16 protein-coding genes and 2 tRNA genes are annotated in these 16,140 nt (G+C 63.7%); 6 read left to right on the plus strand and 12 right to left on the minus strand.

Going from position 1 to position 16,140, the window contains the following annotated elements; translation table 11 throughout:
* Positions 1 to 17: 17 nt before the first annotated feature.
* The 6 genes from aroQ to BFN03_RS10730 all read right to left on the minus strand — a co-directional run bounded on the left by aroQ (position 18) and on the right by BFN03_RS10730 (position 5,078).
* Entirely contained in the window at positions 18 to 461 is a 444-nt protein-coding gene (gene aroQ, locus BFN03_RS10705) for a type II 3-dehydroquinate dehydratase (RefSeq protein ID WP_070380820.1), read from the minus strand.
* Positions 462 to 530: 69 nt separating this feature from the next.
* Positions 531 to 1,811, minus strand: a complete 1,281-nt coding sequence (clpX, locus tag BFN03_RS10710) for an ATP-dependent Clp protease ATP-binding subunit ClpX (protein ID WP_070378989.1) — start codon at positions 1,809 to 1,811, stop codon at positions 531 to 533.
* 283 nt (positions 1,812 to 2,094) lie between these two features.
* Entirely contained in the window at positions 2,095 to 2,757 is a 663-nt protein-coding gene (locus tag BFN03_RS10715) for an ATP-dependent Clp protease proteolytic subunit (protein ID WP_070378990.1), read from the minus strand.
* A 43-nt stretch (positions 2,758 to 2,800) separates the two neighbouring features.
* Positions 2,801 to 3,388: an ATP-dependent Clp protease proteolytic subunit gene (locus tag BFN03_RS10720; RefSeq protein ID WP_070380821.1), complete on the minus strand. Its 588-nt coding sequence runs from the start codon at positions 3,386 to 3,388 to the stop codon at positions 2,801 to 2,803.
* Between the two features lie 190 nt (positions 3,389 to 3,578).
* The gene (tig, locus tag BFN03_RS10725) at positions 3,579 to 4,940 is read right to left on the minus strand and encodes a trigger factor (protein ID WP_070378991.1); all 1,362 of its coding nucleotides are present in this window, start codon (positions 4,938 to 4,940) and stop codon (positions 3,579 to 3,581) included.
* A gap of 61 nt (positions 4,941 to 5,001) precedes the next feature.
* Positions 5,002 to 5,078, minus strand: a tRNA-Pro gene (locus BFN03_RS10730).
* A 136-nt stretch (positions 5,079 to 5,214) separates the two neighbouring features.
* On the opposite strand from BFN03_RS10730, the gene BFN03_RS10735 reads away from it, so the two are divergent.
* Positions 5,215 to 5,285, plus strand: a tRNA-Gly gene (locus BFN03_RS10735).
* Between the two features lie 149 nt (positions 5,286 to 5,434).
* On the plus strand, positions 5,435 to 6,256 hold the full coding sequence (locus BFN03_RS10740) for a hypothetical protein (protein WP_070378992.1): 822 nt from the start codon (positions 5,435 to 5,437) through the stop codon (positions 6,254 to 6,256).
* A gap of 14 nt (positions 6,257 to 6,270) precedes the next feature.
* Here BFN03_RS10740 and BFN03_RS10745 read toward each other — a convergent pair whose 3' ends face one another.
* From BFN03_RS10745 to BFN03_RS10755, 3 genes are read right to left on the minus strand one after another with little or no spacing between them, the layout of a single operon-like run.
* The gene (locus tag BFN03_RS10745; protein ID WP_070378993.1) at positions 6,271 to 7,068 is read right to left on the minus strand and encodes an Fpg/Nei family DNA glycosylase; all 798 of its coding nucleotides are present in this window, start codon (positions 7,066 to 7,068) and stop codon (positions 6,271 to 6,273) included.
* 6 nt (positions 7,069 to 7,074) lie between these two features.
* Positions 7,075 to 7,548, minus strand: coding sequence for a ribose-5-phosphate isomerase (locus BFN03_RS10750; RefSeq protein WP_070378994.1), 474 nt, complete (start codon positions 7,546 to 7,548; stop codon positions 7,075 to 7,077).
* A gap of 53 nt (positions 7,549 to 7,601) precedes the next feature.
* Positions 7,602 to 8,243 carry a mycothiol-dependent nitroreductase Rv2466c family protein gene (locus BFN03_RS10755; RefSeq protein WP_070378995.1) on the minus strand — a complete coding sequence of 214 codons (642 nt, stop codon included), beginning with the start codon at positions 8,241 to 8,243 and terminating at the stop codon, positions 7,602 to 7,604.
* 129 nt (positions 8,244 to 8,372) lie between these two features.
* Here BFN03_RS10755 and BFN03_RS10760 point away from each other — a divergent pair, with 129 nt between their 5' ends.
* Complete coding sequence (locus tag BFN03_RS10760) at positions 8,373 to 9,608, plus strand: NAD(P)/FAD-dependent oxidoreductase (RefSeq protein ID WP_070378996.1); 1,236 nt, start codon at positions 8,373 to 8,375, stop codon at positions 9,606 to 9,608.
* A 138-nt stretch (positions 9,609 to 9,746) separates the two neighbouring features.
* Positions 9,747 to 12,326: an aminopeptidase N gene (gene pepN, locus BFN03_RS10765; RefSeq protein ID WP_070380822.1), complete on the plus strand. Its 2,580-nt coding sequence runs from the start codon at positions 9,747 to 9,749 to the stop codon at positions 12,324 to 12,326.
* A 73-nt stretch (positions 12,327 to 12,399) separates the two neighbouring features.
* Here the strand turns inward: pepN and BFN03_RS10770 are convergent, their stop codons facing one another.
* From BFN03_RS10770 to BFN03_RS10780, 3 genes are all read right to left on the minus strand, one after another.
* On the minus strand, positions 12,400 to 12,879 hold the full coding sequence (locus tag BFN03_RS10770; protein ID WP_070378997.1) for a DUF5130 family protein: 480 nt from the start codon (positions 12,877 to 12,879) through the stop codon (positions 12,400 to 12,402).
* Complete coding sequence (ctaJ, locus tag BFN03_RS10775; RefSeq protein WP_070378998.1) at positions 12,866 to 13,126, minus strand: aa3-type cytochrome oxidase subunit CtaJ; 261 nt, start codon at positions 13,124 to 13,126, stop codon at positions 12,866 to 12,868. Before ctaJ ends, BFN03_RS10770 begins: the two co-directional genes overlap by 14 nt.
* A 100-nt stretch (positions 13,127 to 13,226) precedes the next feature.
* Positions 13,227 to 13,808: an HNH endonuclease gene (locus tag BFN03_RS10780; RefSeq protein ID WP_084385588.1), complete on the minus strand. Its 582-nt coding sequence runs from the start codon at positions 13,806 to 13,808 to the stop codon at positions 13,227 to 13,229.
* Positions 13,809 to 14,062: 254 nt separating this feature from the next.
* Between BFN03_RS10780 and BFN03_RS10785 the strand changes: the two genes are divergently transcribed.
* Positions 14,063 to 14,458 carry a globin gene (locus tag BFN03_RS10785; RefSeq protein WP_084385766.1) on the plus strand — a complete coding sequence of 132 codons (396 nt, stop codon included), beginning with the start codon at positions 14,063 to 14,065 and terminating at the stop codon, positions 14,456 to 14,458.
* Positions 14,459 to 14,530: 72 nt separating this feature from the next.
* Positions 14,531 to 16,129, plus strand: coding sequence for a glycoside hydrolase family 13 protein (locus BFN03_RS10790; RefSeq protein ID WP_070379000.1), 1,599 nt, complete (start codon positions 14,531 to 14,533; stop codon positions 16,127 to 16,129).
* Positions 16,130 to 16,140 lie beyond the last annotated feature (11 nt).

Consider the following 16,140-nt stretch of genomic DNA (forward strand, 5'->3'; position numbering starts at 1 on the left):
GGCTCGAGGTAGCCGCGTCAACGCTTGTTGCAGATGAACTCGACGGCCAGACCGTAGCCAAGGATGCCCAATCCGGCGATCACCCCTGTCGCGACGCCGGAAACGTACGAGTGCCGGCGAAACTCCTCGCGCGCGTGCACGTTGCTGATGTGCACCTCGACGAGTGGCACCTCGAGGGTGACGAGCGCATCACGTAGCGCCACCGATGTATGAGTGAACCCACCGGGGTTGATCACCACCCCAGATGCCGTCGTTCGCGCCTCGTGCACCCAGTCGATCAGAACTCCCTCGTGATTGGACTGTCGCGCGATGATCTCGCGGCCGTCCCGCGCCGCGGCGGTTGTCTCGCACAATTCGACGACGTCCGCGAGCGTGTCATGCCCGTATACCTCGGGCTGCCTTTGACCCAGCAGATTCAAATTGGGGCCGTTGAGAACGAAAATCGGTCCGGGGGCGGTCATCGCACGCTCAACCTCCATGTGTACGAACTACTGAGTTAGTCCGCGCTGAAGGATATGACACGTATACCGTCAGGCTGACTTTTCTCGACGCTCGCCGCTCTCCGGCTTGCGAGGAACGATGGTCGGAAGCACATTGTCGTTGACGGTCTCGGCACTGACCACAACTTTTTCTACGTCGTCCCGACTGGGGATGTCGTACATGACCGGAAGCAGAACCTCTTCCATGATCGCGCGTAGTCCGCGAGCACCGGTACCGCGCAGGATCGCCTGATCGGCGACGGCTTCGAGCGCATCGGCGGTGAACTCCAACTCCACGCCGTCCATGTCGAACAGGCGTGTGTACTGCTTGACCAGGGCGTTCTTGGGCTCCGACAAGATCTCGACGAGCGATTCCTTGTCGAGGTTGGTCACCGAGGCGACGACAGGCAGGCGACCGATGAATTCGGGAATCAACCCGAACTTGATCAGGTCTTCGGGCATGACCTCGGCGAAGTGATCTTGGGTGTCGATTTCGGCCTTGGATCGCACCTCGGCACCGAAGCCGAGTCCGCGCCTACCGACACGATCGGAGACGATCTTTTCGAGTCCGGCGAACGCGCCCGCCACGATGAACAGCACGTTCGTGGTGTCGATTTGGATGAACTCTTGGTGGGGGTGCTTGCGTCCACCCTGCGGCGGGACACTGGCCTGCGTCCCTTCGAGGATCTTCAGCAGCGCCTGCTGCACACCCTCACCGGACACGTCCCGGGTGATCGACGGATTCTCACTCTTGCGAGCGATCTTGTCGACCTCGTCGATGTAGATGATGCCCGTCTCGGCGCGCTTGACGTCGTAGTCCGCGGCCTGGATCAGCTTGAGAAGGATGTTCTCGACGTCTTCGCCCACATAACCGGCTTCGGTCAGTGCCGTCGCGTCGGCGATCGCGAAGGGGACGTTGAGCATCTTCGCCAATGTCTGCGCCAAATAGGTCTTGCCGCAGCCCGTGGGTCCGAGCATGAGGATATTCGACTTGGCCAGTTCGACTGTCTCACCATGAGCGTCGCGAGCCTTGTCGCCCGCCTGGATGCGCTTGTAGTGGTTGTAGACAGCGACGGCGAGCGTCCGCTTCGCCGAATCCTGGCCTATCACGTAGTTCTCGAGGAAGTCACGGATCTCGGCGGGCTTGGGCAACTCGTCGAGCTTCACCTCGCTGGACTCGGCCAGCTCTTCCTCGATGATCTCATTGCACAGGTCGATGCACTCGTCGCAGATGTAAACTCCAGGCCCAGCAATGAGCTTTTTGACCTGCTTCTGACTCTTGCCGCAGAAAGAGCACTTGAGCAGATCCCCGCCGTCACCTATGCGTGCCATCTCTTCAGGTCCCTACTTCCATCGTTTCCGCGCAAACATCGACCTTCGTCTTCGCGCGACCGTCGACCTTCCTTTGCGCAACCATCGAACCGATCCGACGCGACAAACGCACCAATCGAAACGAAGGCCGTTCATGTGACCGTACCCGCACATCGCGAGCAAGGTCGACTGGTTGTCGGCGATTCTCTCATCGATCTTCCGTCGAATCCCCGCCGCGGCCGGGTCAGCCCCGGCTCTCGGCAGCCACGCGCTGCGGCGTGTCGCCCGAGCCGGGGGCCAAAAATCACTTCTGAGCGCTGAGTTTGCGGTACTCGAGCACGTCGTCGATGATTCCGTATTCCTTGGCCTCGGCGGCGGTGAGGATCTTGTCACGATCGGTGTCCTTGCGGATCACGTCGGCGTCCTTACCGGTGTGCTTCGACAGGGTGGTCTCCATCAGGCGGCGCATCCGCTCGATCTCGGCGGCTTGGATCTCGAGGTCGGAGACCTGCCCCTGGATACCGCCGGTCGCTGGTTGGTGGATGAGCACGCGCGCGTTGGGCAAGGCCAGACGCTTGCCGGGGGTGCCGGCCGAGAGCAGAACGGCGGCAGCCGAGGCCGCCTGTCCCAGGCACACCGTCGTGATGTCGGCGCGCACATACTGCATCGTGTCGTAGATCGCCATCAGCGAGGTGAACGAACCGCCCGGTGAGTTGATGTACATGGTGATGTCGCGATCGGGATCGAGCGACTCGAGAACGAGTAGCTGAGCCATCACGTCATTCGCCGAAGCATCGTCCACCTGCACGCCGAGGAAGATGATGCGCTCCTCGAACAGTTTGTTGTACGGGTTGGATTCCTTGACGCCGTAGCTAGAGTGCTCGATGAACGACGGCAGGATGTATCGCGATTGTGGGGTGGCGGGAGCTTGGCCGCCCAGGCTGCGGGGATCGAACAGGTTGGTCATCAGTTCTCCAAACAATTGTGGGAGCGGAAGTCGGCAGTACGGGCTACTGCCCGGTTCCGCCCGCCTGTGCCGCACGAGAGACGACGTGGTCGACGAAGCCGTACTCGAGAGCCTGACTTGCCGTGAACCAGCGGTCACGATCGGAATCAGCGGTGATCTGCTCGACCGTCTGACCGGTGTGCTCAGCGATCAATTCGGCCATCTCGCGCTTGGTGTGCGCGAACTGCTCTGCCATGATCGCGATGTCGCTGGCGGTACCACCGATTCCGGCGGAGGGCTGGTGCATCATGATCCGGGCATGCGGGAGTGCGTAGCGCTTGCCCTTCGCACCGGCCGAGAGCAGGAACTGACCCATCGAGGCGGCCAGACCCATACCGAAGGTGGCTACGTCGCACTCGGCGAACTGCATCGTGTCGTAGATCGCCATGCCGGCGCTGACCGATCCGCCCGGCGAGTTGATGTAGAGAGAGATGTCGCGGTCGGGGTCTTCTGCCGACAGCAACAGGATCTGGGCGCACAGCTTGTTCGCGAGGTCGTCGTCGACCTGGGTACCGAGAAAGATGATGCGCTCGCGCAACAGGCGCTCGTACACCGAGTCGCTGAGGTTCAACCCAGCGGTGGCTGAAGTCATGGCGGGACTCTGCAAAGTCTCCAGGTGATTGGAAGTCACGGTACCTGCCTTCTCCGTAAATCGTTGATTGCTGACACAGACACTAACGAAGTAGGGCGGCACCGGAGTCCCGGTGCCGCCCTACTTCGCTGAAAGCGGAAAACCATCCGCAGTCGATTCCGCGGGAAGTCACCCGCGACCAGCACTGTTCCTAGTCTTCGCCCTCGGCTGAATCCGAGGTCGCCTCTGCCTCACCGTTGCCGAACAACTCGGTAGTGTCGACCGCGGCACCCGAAGTGTCGGTGACGGTTGCCTGTTCGACGACTCCGGCGAGCGCCTTGCCACGGCGCACGTCGGCGAAAATGGCGCCGAGCTGACCGGCCTGCTGGATCTGCTGGATGAACTGCTCGGGCGGCATGCCGTAGCGCTGCGCCTGGAACATGATGCGCTCGGTGAGTTCGTCCTGGCCTACGGTGACGTCGGTGGCGTCGGCGATGGCGTCGAGCAGCAGCTGGGTCTTCACCGAACGCTCGGCGTTTTCCTTCGTATCCTTGTCGAACTCTTCGCGACTCGTGCCCCGATCCTCGAGGAGCTTGTTCAGCGCTTCCTCGTCGTGATCGAGTTCGTGAACGGCGTCGTGCAGCGCGGCGTCGACCTCGGCCTTGACAATGGCCTCGGGCAGCGGAACCTCGACGGCTTCGAGCAGGCTGTTGAGGACCTTGTCACGGATCTCACCGGCCTGCTCGACCTTGCGGACGCGTCCGACACGTTCACGCAGGTCGGCCTTCAGCTCGTCCAGCGTGTCGAACTCACTTGCCAACTGGGCGAACTCGTCGTCCTCGGCAGGCAATTCACGTTCCTTGACGGTGCCGACGGTAACGGTGACCACCGCCTCCTTACCGGCATGGTCACCAGCGACCAGATTGGAGGTGAACTCCTTGGAGCCGCCCGCCTCGAGCCCGATAACTGCCTCGTCGAGGCCCTCGATGAGCTGACCCGAGCCGACCTCGTGCGACAGCCCGCTGGCGGTGGCCTCGGCAATTTCCTCACCGTCGACGGTGGCGGACAGATCGATGGAGATGAAGTCCCCGTTCTCGACGGGGCGATCAACGCCGGTGAGCGTGCCGAAACGCTGACGCAGCGACAGCAGCTGCTCTTCGACGGCCTCTTCGGTGATCTCGATCGGATCGACGGTGACGCTCAGCGCGCTGTAGTCCGGCAGCGTGATCTCGGGACGCACGTCGACCTCTGCGGTGAACTCGAGGAGTTCGCCGTCCTCGATCTTCGTGACCTCGATCTCGGGCTGTCCGATCGCCTTCACCTCAGCGCCGGTAACCGCCTCGGAGTAGCGGGACGGGAGTGCGTCGTTGACGACCTGCTCCAAGACGGCACCGCGGCCGACACGGGCTTCGAGCAGCTTGGCCGGTGCCTTACCGGGGCGGAAGCCGGGGAGACGGATCTGCTGCGCGAGGGCCTTGTAGGCCTTGTCGAAATCAGGCTTGAGCTCCTCGAAGGGCACCTCAACGTTGATACGGACTCGCGTCGGGCTGAGCTGCTCGACGGTGCTCTTCACGGACTGGCTCCTTCGTGTGGTTCTAGCTTCTTCTGTGCGGCAGTTTCCTGCCTGGTGGTTCTGGTCGGGGTGACAGGATTTGAACCTGCGACCCTCCGCTCCCAAAGCGGATGCGCTACCAAGCTGCGCTACACCCCGGTCGAAATGAGTTCTCGCCGACCTCGCGAGGACCCGAGGAAGAATCCTACGGCCCCCCGATTATGAAATCCAAAGCGAGGTTCGGTACAGTCTTTCATCGCAGACGACATGCTTGTAATCCAGTGGTCGTATGCACGGGGATGTAGCTCAATGGTAGAGCCTCAGTCTTCCAAACTGATTACGCGGGTTCGATTCCCGTCATCCCCTCTCGACGTAGAGCGCCTCCACTTCCCGGGGGCGCTCTTTTGGCGTTCCGCACAACTCATTCGTTCCGCGCAACTCGTCCCGAGGTCGGTACTCTGGCGAATGTCCGATTCGTCACGGACTGACGGCAAACGAAGCTCTGGAGGCGCTGCGTGGAACTCATTCTGATCGTCGTGATCGTGGCAGCGGTCGCGTTCCTGATCGTCAAGGGCCGCAACACGCGGGCCGAACACGCGGCCAATCAGCTCGAAGACGCGAAGGCAGACGCCCGTCAGTCCATCGAACGCCTCGGCGGGCAGGTGTACCAGCTCGTCGGGTCCGACGCCGCCTCACAGCAGGCCTTGGCCGACGCATCCGAGCGCTACACGGCCGCCGGTTCACAGATAGATCAGGCACGCACCCCCGTACAGGCCCGCCTCGCCAAACAGACCGCACTCGAGGGCCTGTACTACATCCGTGCCGCCCGAACGGCGATGGGAATGGATCCCGGCCCGGAGATTCCCTCGATCGACGGCCAGAAATCCGCGGGCCAGGTCACCGAGGACCGCGAGGTCGATTTCGAGGGACGAAAGGTCGCTGCGTCACCCAACCCGTCGTCGAAGACCCCCAACTACTATCCGGGCGGTCGTGTCGCGGGACGCCCGGTCCCGGCCGGTTGGTACTCGGAGCCGTGGTGGAAGCCCGCCCTGGTGGCCGGTGCTTGGGGAATGGGGTCGATGTTCCTGTTCTCCGCCATGTTCTCCGGTATGTCCGGAGTGGGGTACGACGCTCAGGCGTTCGAGAGCGGAGCCGGCGACGGCAGCGACATGGGCGCCGGCGACATGGGTGACGGCGATATGGGCGCCGGAGACATGGGTGACGGCGACATGGGTGACGGCGACATGGGTGACGGCGGCTTCGGCGACGGAAGCGGCATGGACGGGGGAATGGACGGCATGGACGGCGGCGGCTTCTTCGACGGTCTCGACTTCTAAAGGAGCAGGCCCGGTCACGACGCCTGGCAGCTCGGGCACCAGAAGAGATTGCGCCCCTTCAGGACGGAATGCGCGACTGCTGTGCCGCAGATCCTGCAGGGTGATCCGGCGCGCCTGTAGACGTAGGTCCTTGGACGGTCCTTGGCGTACGCGGGATCGCCGTGGTCGTCCTCCGGTCGCACGACGTGCATCTTGCCGCGGCGCACCCCAACCTGCATCAGGGCGACGAGATCGGCCCACAGTTCTTCCCACTCGGCGCGCGAAAGCGCACGTCCGGGCCGCTCGGGGTTGATCGAGTGCCGGAACAGCAACTCCGCCCGATAGACGTTGCCGATTCCCGCGATGACGGCCTGATCCATCAGTAGCACCCCGATCGGGGACTTGGATGCCGAAATGCGCTTCCAGGCCCGTTCGGGGTCTGCGTCCTTGCGCAGCGGATCCGGCCCGAGCCGCGCCTCGATGGCGGCGACCTGCGGCGGATGAAGGACCTCACAGGCCGTCGGACCGCGCAGGTCGGTACCGAATTCGGCGCCCACCATCCTCATCCTGACCTGCCCGACCGGTGACTCCATCGGGATCGGCGACTCCGTGAACACCCCGTACAGACCGAGATGGACATGCACCACGAGCCCCGACTCGTATCGGTGCCACAGGTGCTTGCCCCACGCCTCCGACTTCACGAGAACTTGCCCGTCGACGAGTGCCGCATCGCCTGCGAATCTGCCCTGCGGACTGAGCACCCGCACGGGCGCACCGGCGAATCTGCGCTGATGCAGGCGTGCCAGCCGATGCAGCGTGTGCCCCTCAGGCACGCTCGATCAGGCCTCCGGCACCGCTGGCGCGACGCCGGTCTTCTCGTACGCCGACAGAATGTCGATCCTGCGCTGATGACGCTCCTCACCCGACCATTCGGCGGCGAGGAAGGCGTCCACGATTGCCAGGGACTCCTCGAGCGTGTGCATGCGTCCACCGAGCCCGATCAGCTGAGCGTTGTTGTGTTCGCGCGCGAGTTTCGCGGTCTCGACGCTCCATGCCAGCGCACACCTGGCTCCGGGCACCTTGTTGGCCGCGATCTGCTCGCCGTTGCCGCTGCCGCCCAGCACGATGCCGAGGCTGCCCTCGTCTGCGACGACACGGCGAGCCGCCTCGATACAGAACGCGGGGTAGTCGTCGACCGCGTCGTAGACGTGAGCGCCGCAGTCGATGGCTTCGTGACCGGCAGCGGTGAGGTGTTGGATGATCTCGTTCTTACGTTCGAATCCGGCATGGTCGGCACCGAGGTATACGCGCATGACTGGTGATTTTAGTCAGGCGCCGCCGCGGGGCAGGGCAGCCGGGTTGAGCATCAGTCGAACTCTGGACCCTCGGTTCGGGTGCGCTTGAGTTCGAAGAAGTGCGGGTAGTCGGCCAGCGCCACGGACGCGTCCCACAGCTTGCCGGCCACTTCGCCACGCGGAATCCGCGACAATACCGGTCCGAAGAACGCGACGCCGTTGACGTGGATGGTGGGAGTTCCCACGTCCGAACCAACTGCGTCCATGCCCTCTGCGTGGCTCTCCCGCAGTGCCGCGTCATAGTCCTCCGACTGGGCGGCGGTGGCGAGTTCGGCGGGAAGTCCCACCTCGGCAAGCGACTTCACGACGACCTCGGAGAGATCTTTGATTCCCTCGTTGTGGATGCGGGTGCCCATCGCCGTGTACAGAGGAAGCAGTACCTCGTTACCGTGCTTCTGCGCTGCGGCAATGAGCACGCGGACAGGCCCCCATGCCCTCGTGACCAACTCCCGGTAGTGCTCCGGCAAGTCCTTACCCTCGTTGAGCACCGCCAGACTCATTACGTGGAAACGAACCTCGATGTCGCGCACCTCGGCGACTTCGAGAATCCATCGCGACGATATCCAGGCCCAGGGGCACAGGGGGTCGAACCAGAAGTCCGCAGTGTCCTTGACGGTTCCAGACTCGGAAGTCCTAGCCTCACCACTGCTCACGCAATTGCTCCTCTTCGGTGATGTTAACGGTGTCTCACAAGTCAACACCTCCCTCCCGGGAACAATTCCCGCGGGCCCCCTCTTGCGGCAGTAGTGTCGAAGTGGTCGACCAGAAGGGAGCGTTCACTCATGACCTCCACTCGCACATTCGTCATCGTCGGCGGCGGCCTCGCCGGAGCGAAGACGGCAGAAGCGTTGCGTGACAAAGATTTCGAAGGTTCGATCGTCCTGCTGTCGGAGGAGGAGCATCTCCCCTACGACCGGCCGCCCCTGACCAAGGAGCATTTTGCGGGCAAGAAGTCTCTCGATGAATTCACCGTCCACCACGGAGATTGGTATCGCGACCAGCACGTGGACCTGCGGCTCGGTACCACGGCAACCGACCTGGACCTCGCCGCCCACACCGTCACCCTGCCCGACGGTTCCACGCTGAAGTACGACAAGCTCGCACTCGCGACAGGCTCGCGGTCGCGCCGACCACCGATCAACGGGTCCGACGCCGAGGGCGTCCACTACCTCCGCAGCGTCGACGAATCGGACGCACTGATCGAAGCGGTCGCCGACGGCGCGCGCCTGGTGATTATCGGTGCCGGCTGGATCGGCCTCGAGGTGGCAGCCTCCGCGCGCCAGAAGGGCGCCGACGTGGCGGTGATAGAAGCAAGTGAACTTCCCCTCACCAACTCCCTCGGACCCGAGATCGGCCGAGTATTCGCGGATCTACACCGTGAGAACGGTGTTCGTCTGCACCTCGGCGCGAAGGTAGAAGAGATCACGGTCGAAGCAGGGCGAGCAACCGGCGTGCGACTGGGCGACGGAACCGTCCTCCCCGCCGACGCAGTCCTCGTGGCGGTGGGCGCCGCCCCCAACGTCGAGATCGCGGAGCGCGCAGGACTCGATGTCGACGGCGGAGTCCTCGTCGACGCGGGTCTGCAGACGAGCCACCCAGATGTCGTCGCGGTCGGCGATATCGCGGCTCAATTACATCCGCGACTCGGTACGCGGATCCGCGTCGAACATTGGGCGAACGCACTCAACCAACCGGCGGTGGCCGCAGCAACCATGCTGGGCAGAAGTGCCGAGTACGCGCAACTTCCGTACTTCTTCACCGACCAATTCGATCTCGGGATGGAATACACGGGCTATGTGCCACTGAAGTCGTACGAGCGGGTGATCGTCCGCGGCGACCTTCCCGGGCGCGAATTCCTCGCGTTCTGGCTCGACGAAGGGGGCCACGTCCTCGCAGGCATGAACGTCAACATCTGGGACGCCACCGACGAGATCAAGCAGTTGGTGTCTTCCCCTGCCACTGTCGATCCCGACCGACTGGCCGATCCCGAGGTGACCTTGACCGACCTGCTCGATTAACACCCACCCCCCACCCGTGGTGGGATGGCAGCACCGAATCGAAAGAAAAACGATGACCGGCTCAGCCGGAGTGACCGGCTCAGCCGGAGTGAGTGGTACAGCTTGGCGATGACCGCCGCCGAATACGAGGAGATCTCTGTGGCCCCACCGAACCTGACGCGCGAACAGGCAGTCGAGCGAGCCGGACTGCTGACCGTCGAAAACTATCTCATCGAACTCGACCTGACCGACGGGGCCGGTCGGCCCGGAACCGAGACATTCTCTTCGCGGACCACCATCACATTCGCCGCCGAACCCGGTGCGTCCAGTTTCGTCGACATCGTCGCGGCCCGGCTGCGTTCGGCAACGCTGAACGGCTCCCCGGTCGACGTTTCCGACTATGACGAGTCCACCGGCATCACACTCGCCGAACTCGCGGAACGCAATGAACTCGTGGTCGAGGCGGACTGCGAATACTCACACACGGGTGAGGGGCTACACCGCTTCGTAGACCCCACCGACGGAGCGGTCTATCTGTACTCGCAGTTCGAAACCGCTGACGCCAAGCGGATGTTCGCCTGCTTCGACCAGCCCGACCTGAAGGCGACGTTCGACGTACGGGTCACCTCTCCGGGCGATTGGAAAGTGATCTCGAACTCGGCAGCGGTCGACACGGCCGCGACCGAACCCGGCAGGCACATCTTCCGCACCACCCCGAGGATGAGCACCTACCTCGTCGCCCTCGTCGCGGGCCCATACGCGGAATGGACCGACACCTACTCCGACGAGCACGGCACCATCCCCCTCGGAATCTATTGCCGTGCATCCCTCGGCGAACACATGGATGCCGAGCGCCTGTTCACCGAGACCAAGCAGGGCTTCGAGTTCTATCACCGCAACTTCGGCGCGCCCTACGCGTTCGGGAAGTACGACCAACTGTTCGTCCCGGAATTCAATGCGGGCGCAATGGAGAACGCCGGAGCAGTGACGTTCCTCGAGGACTACGTCTTCCGGTCCAAGGTGACGAGGGCGGCATACGAACGCCGCGCCGAGACCGTCCTGCACGAGATGGCGCACATGTGGTTCGGCGATCTCGTCACCATGCGCTGGTGGGACGACCTCTGGCTCAACGAGTCCTTCGCGACGTTCGCCTCAGTCCTGTGCCAGAGCGAGGCCACTGAATACACCGGCGCGTGGACCACGTTCGCCAATGTCGAGAAGTCGTGGGCCTACCGTCAGGATCAGTTGCCCTCGACGCACCCCGTCGCCGCCGACATCCCCGACCTCGAGGCGGTCGAGGTGAACTTCGATGGCATCACCTACGCCAAGGGTGCGTCCGTCCTCAAGCAACTCGTGGCGTACGTCGGGCTCGAGCCCTTCCTCTCCGGGCTTCGCGACTATTTCCGCGCGCATGCTTTCGGCAACGCGACATTCGACGATCTGCTCGGCGCACTCGAAAAATCCTCCGGACGCGACCTGTCGGACTGGGGTGCCCAGTGGCTCAAGACCACAGGCCTCAACATCCTGCGCCCCGATTTCGATGTAGACGAGGACGGAAAGTTCACCCGGTTCGCGGTACTGCAGGACGGTGCCGCGCCGGGTTCCGGAGAACGGCGGGTTCACCGTGTCGCGGTCGGCGTGTACACCGACCGCGATGGCAAACTCGTTCGCACGAAGCGGGTCGAACTCGACCTCGACGCCGCGGAGAGCACCGACGTAACCGAGCTCGTCGGAGTCGATCGTGGTCAGCTGATCCTCGTAAACGATGACGACCTGACCTACTGCTCGGTACGACTCGATCCTGAATCTCTTACCACTGCCGTCGAGAGGATCGGCGACATCGCCGAATCACTTCCCCGCACGATGGTGTGGTCGGCAGCCTGGGAGATGACGCGGCAGGCCGAATTCAGGGCACGCGACTTCGTGGCACTCGTGCAGCGGGGTATCAACGCGGAAACCGAGGTGGGTGTGGTCACCCGCCTGCTGATGCAAGCACAGACGGCACTCGCCAGCTACGCGGATCCCGACTGGGCCACCGAGCAGGGCTGGCCCGACCACGCGAACCGACTTCTCGAACTCGCCAGGGAAGCCGAGGCCGGATCGGACCATCAGTTGGCGTACGTGAACGCGCTGACCGGCGCGCAGTTATCCGCGTGGCACACCGAGGTACTGCAGGAACTGCTCGACGCTTCGCCCGAGAAGGTCGGGCTGGCGGGACTGGTCGTGGACACCGATCTGCGCTGGCGCATCGTGGCCGCACTCGCCGGAGCCGGTGAAATCGACGCCGACGGTGTCGAGACTCCATTCATCGACGCCGAAGCCCAACGTGACCCGACCGCTGCCGGCGCTCGCCTGGCCGCCGCGGCAGCCGCGATCCGGCCACAGGCCGCGGTGAAGGAACAGGCATGGGATCGTGTGGTCGGCGACGATTCCCTACCGAACATCACCGCACGCTCGATCGTCGGCGGATTTGCCGGTCATGGGCAGTCCGAAATTCTCGAGCCCTACGTGGCCCGCTACTTTGCCGACATCCCGGCGGTGTGGAAGAGGCGGTCGAGCGAGGTCGCTCAGACCGTTGTGGTCGGCCTGTACCCGTCGTGGTCGATCAGCGACGAGTCCGTCGGAGCGGCAGACAAGTTCCTGACCGGTGATCACCCGCCGGCCCTACGCCGGCTCGTCCTCGAAGGACGCGCGGGGATCGTGCGATCGCTCGCTGCGCGAAATTTCGACGCCAGCTGATCCGGAGACAGAAAAATCGCAGGGGAACATGCGGTTCGCTTGTTCCCCTGCGATTCGATCGCGAGCTTTCGTGCTAGGGCGAGACGATCGCGTTTGCGATCACATTGACGGCGCTGACCAGCCCGTCGACAAGTTCGCCCTCCCCGAAGGAAGAGACGGCTGCCGCAGTGCCGAGTTGCGCCACACCATCGGTGACGCGGTCGGCCACGGCCCGACCACTGCGGATCTCGATCGTGCGCTGGTTCGGGGAGACCGCGATGAGGACAGATCTCACCGCCTCGGGCGTCGTCGGGAAGATTGCGTCCGCGCCGGCCGCGGTGTCGTCACCGAGATCGCCGATGTAGATGTTGAACCGCACCTTGGTCCTGCGAGTGCAGTCAGTGAGTGCAACGTCGAGGCGGACGAGATCGTCCGTCTCGAACGGTAGATCGTCGACGAACGGTTCGCCGACTCGGTGTACAGCCGAGATGCGACCACTCGCGGTTACCGCGCTGCCGACAGGCAGGTTTTTTTCGGATACTGCGGGTGCGGAAATAACGTCACCACTTGCCACTTGCCGAGCCTCCAATCAGATCTGCCGAGTCAGCCGGAGCCTCGTGGTGTCCGTCGTGATGACCGTGGGTGGTCACCTCGTCGACGGCGCTCCACAGCACCGGTGCGTGCGTCCATTCCTCGCCGAGGCGGAAGGGGGGCGGCACGGCACCCGACGTCCTTTTTCCGACGAACGCCGTCGCCGCGAAGAAGACGGAGATCAACGCCGGAAGTCCTACGAATATCAGCACTGTCTCGAGAATGCTCACGAAGCAAACGGTAGCCCAGAACCGCGCGAAGGAAAGCGTCAGGGCCGAAGTTTCAGGACGGAACCGGCCGGATCGTCGAGGATGGCCGTGAACGGAACGCTCAGGCGGCGCCTTCACCTAGATATGGCATCCAGGACGGGTGGAGTTCCCTGTTGGTCGCGAGCAGTCGCCAATGTGGACCCGACGGCGGCACCAGGGCGGCCCGGAGGGTCCACCCGAGCTCGCTGAGCAACTTGTCGGCTTTGCGATGATTGCAGGGCGCACAGCACGCCACGCAGTTTTCCCACGAATGCTCGCCACCGCGACTGCGCGGTACGACATGGTCGACCGTCTCGGCTTTGCCGCCGCAGTAGCCGCACCGGAACCGGTCGCGGTGCATGAGGGCCGCGCGAGTCATCGGGATGCGCGCACGATATGGAACGCGGACGTAATTCCTCAGGCGGATCACGGACGGTACCTGAACCGACCACTGCTCCGAGTGAACGACGGGGGCCTGGGGGTCCTCGTGGACGGTGTCGGCCTTTCCGCAGGTCATCAGGACCACGGCGCGTCTAGCAGGAAGGGCGGTAAGCGGTTCATAGGTGACGTTCAACAGAAGCACCCGGCGCTTGATCCAGAGTTGAACCGAGCCCCCGCCCTGGAAAGAAGGCCCTGCGCACTGCGCGGAGCCTTCGGTGATCACTTGTAATGCAAACGCCCCTGAAGACCCGGCATTGCGGGTATCAGTGGGCACAAGTTGTCGGTGTGCGCGAGCGCTGTGTCGATTCTTCATGCCACCTCCAGGAGATTGCCACCTAGTGCACCACGAAAATCCTGCTCGTGCACGTCCATTTCAGACATGAATGGAGGACTCCAGGTGAACGGACGGTGACGAGAGACCGTTCGCGGGGCGGCGTTCACATATCGTTCACGGTCCAGTGCACAATGGATGGCGACATGACTAATGTGCAACAGACCTTCTACGAGGCAGTCGGCGGAGCCGAAACCTTCCGCAGACTCACCGCGCGATTCTACGAAGAAGTCGCCAAGGACGAGATCGTGCGTCCGCTGTACCCGGAGGAGGATCTGGGTCCGGCCGAACGCCGTATGCGGATGTTCCTCGAGCAGTACTGGGGTGGACCGCACACGTACTCCGACGAGCGTGGCCACCCGCGCCTCCGGATGCGCCACCAGCCGTTCAAGATCGGCCCACTCGAGCGTGACGCGTGGCTACGCTGCATGCACACGGCCATCGCATCGATCGACTCCGAGACCCTCGACGACGCACACCGCCGCGAACTCATCGAATACATGGACATGGCAGCAGCGTCCATGGTGAACTCGCCGTTCTGACGGTTCCGCCGCTCGCGCAATCGCACTCGCTCGAGTCGTGGCGCGACCAAACCTTTGGCACGATGGACGGTTGTGAGCACTCCTGCCGAATTGCCCGCCGACGACACACAGTCGGCGCCCTGGTGGTCTGAAGCTGTCTTCTACCAGGTCTATCCGCGCTCGTTCGCCGACGCGAACGGTGACGGTATCGGTGACCTGCAAGGAGTGCGAGACAAACTCGGATACCTCGAACTACTCGGTGTCGACGCACTCTGGCTGAGCCCGGTCATGCGTTCACCGATGGCCGACCACGGCTACGACGTATCCGATCCCCGCGACATCGATCCACTGTTCGGCGACCTCGCTGCCATGGATGAACTGATCGAGGCCGCCCACGACCGTCAGATCAAGGTGACGATGGATTTGGTACCCAACCACACGAGCGTCGAGCACGAGTGGTTCCAAGCCGCGTTGCGAGCATCTCCGGACAGCCCCGAACGCAATCGATACATCTTCCGCGACGGCCGCGGCGATACAGGCGCGGAGCCGCCCAACAACTGGCCGAGCGTCTTCGGCGGCCCAGCGTGGACACGGATCACCGAACCGGACGGAAAACCCGGCCAGTGGTATCTCCATATCTTCGCGAAGGAGCAGCCAGACCTGAACTGGGACAACCCGGAAGTCGCCGACGATCTCACGAAGACCCTTCGATTCTGGCTGGACCGGGGAATCGACGGATTCCGCATCGATGTCGCCCACGGGATGGCCAAGCCCGACGGGCTGCCGGACCACGACTGGTCGTCCAACAAGCTGCTGCAGAACACGGACGACGACCCCCGATTCGACAATCCCGCCGTCCACGACATCCACCGCGGCATCCGCAAGGTTCTCGACGAATACCCCGGGACCATGGCCGTGGGTGAGATCTGGGTTCGCGACAACAAGCGCTTCGGCGACTACATCCGCCCCGACGAACTGCATCTCGGGTTCAACTTCCGACTCGCCGAAGCCGAGTTCTCCGCGGACGCTATCCGGGAGGCCATCGAGAACTCACTCGACGCCGTCGAACAGGTGGGCGGTACCCCGACTTGGACCCTGTCGAATCACGACGTCGAACGAGAGGTCACCCGATACGACGGTGGGGACATCGGTACGGACCGGGCTCGGGCCATGGCACTGGTCGAGCTTGCGTTGCCCGGTGCCGTGTTCCTATACAACGGAGCCGAACTCGGTCTGCCGAACGTAGAACTGCCCGACTCCGCCCTGCAGGATCCGGTGTGGGAGAGATCCGGCCACACCGAACGCGGTCGCGACGGCTGCCGCGTGCCGATCCCCTGGGAAGGCACCGAGCCCCCGTTCGGGTTCAGCGCGGGCGATCAGACCTGGCTTCCCATCCCCCCCGAGTGGGCGTCACTCACGGCCGAGGTGCAACTCGAGGACGTCGACTCGGTGCTCTCCCTCTACCGAGCCGCACTGGAGTTGCGATCGCTGCGTCCCGAGTTCGCCGGCCCCGGAGTCGACTGGTACGGAAGCCCACCGGATTGTTTCGCGTTTCGCCGGGACGGCGGGCTGATCTGCGCCCTCAACGCGGGCGACGTGCCCATCTCTCTGCCTCCCGGTGGGGTGCTGCTGACCAGCACGCCCCTGGTCGACGGTCAACTCCCGCCGAATGCGGCGGCGTGGCTGATCTGAGCACACCGCGC

Origin of the sequence: Rhodococcus sp. WMMA185 (assembly GCF_001767395.1) — a bacterium.
Taxonomy (GTDB): Bacteria; Actinomycetota; Actinomycetes; order Mycobacteriales; family Mycobacteriaceae; genus Rhodococcus_F.

Coding starts and splice junctions, on each gene's coding strand:
- BFN03_RS10720 (WP_070380821.1), bottom strand. CDS start 3,388: ATGACTTCAGCCACCGCTGGGTTGAACCTCAGCGACTCGGTGTACGAG.
- clpX (WP_070378989.1), bottom strand. CDS start 1,811: ATGGCACGCATAGGTGACGGCGGGGATCTGCTCAAGTGCTCTTTCTGC.
- BFN03_RS10750 (WP_070378994.1), bottom strand. CDS start 7,548: ATGCGCGTATACCTCGGTGCCGACCATGCCGGATTCGAACGTAAGAAC.
- BFN03_RS10760 (WP_070378996.1), top strand. CDS start 8,373: ATGACCTCCACTCGCACATTCGTCATCGTCGGCGGCGGCCTCGCCGGA.
- BFN03_RS10785 (WP_084385766.1), top strand. CDS start 14,063: ATGACTAATGTGCAACAGACCTTCTACGAGGCAGTCGGCGGAGCCGAA.
- aroQ (WP_070380820.1), bottom strand. CDS start 461: ATGACCGCCCCCGGACCGATTTTCGTTCTCAACGGCCCCAATTTGAAT.
- BFN03_RS10715 (WP_070378990.1), bottom strand. CDS start 2,757: ATGACCAACCTGTTCGATCCCCGCAGCCTGGGCGGCCAAGCTCCCGCC.